This window comes from Desulfurellaceae bacterium (assembly GCA_021296095.1).
Lineage (GTDB): Bacteria > Desulfobacterota > Binatia > Bin18 > Bin18 > JAAXHF01.
This window is the reverse complement of sequence record JAGWBB010000071.1, coordinates 1-457: the sequence shown is the minus strand read 5'-3', so window position 1 is coordinate 457 and position 457 is coordinate 1. Positions and strand designations below refer to the sequence as shown.

Below are 457 nucleotides of genomic sequence, written 5' to 3'. Positions count from 1 at the left end.
GATGACCCAGAAGGCGCTCGGCGAAGCCTTGAACGTCAAACAGCCGGCCGTCGCCAAGTTGGAGCGGCGGGCGGATATGTATGTCTCGAACCTCCGCGCCTGCATCGAAGCCTTGGGCGGACGGCTGAGCATCGTTGCCGAGTTTCCCCAGGGCAGCGTCACCATCACGAACTTCTCGGACGTGGGCGACGACACACGCGACGCGTGATGGGTCGCGTACAGGCCGCTATGTCGTCACGCGTCTCCGTGCGCCAGCTGCGCGAATCGGCCTGAGGCGTCGCCCGATCCCGTCCCGCCATTTATCCATCGCGCAGCTGGGCTGTGACATCGCCGTGCAGGCGCGGACCCAACTGCGAGACGACTTTGCTGGACAGCCGGCAGGCCAGGTGGGCGGCGTCTTCGGCCGTGTAGCCGTGGGTGATGGCGTACAGAAAGGCGCCGGCAAACATGTCTCCCG

The 457-nt window shown here is 65.9% G+C and carries 2 protein-coding genes; one reads left to right on the top strand and one right to left on the bottom strand.

The genetic code is table 11. From position 1 onward, the window contains the following. Positions 1-208 (top strand): XRE family transcriptional regulator (locus J4F42_16000; protein ID MCE2487018.1); only part of this gene is annotated, 208 nt, incomplete at its 5' end. A gap of 91 nt (positions 209-299) precedes the next feature. On the opposite strand, the gene J4F42_15995 is transcribed toward J4F42_16000, so the two are convergent. Continuing rightward, positions 300-457 (bottom strand): hypothetical protein (locus tag J4F42_15995; GenBank protein MCE2487017.1); only part of this gene is annotated, 158 nt, incomplete at its 5' end.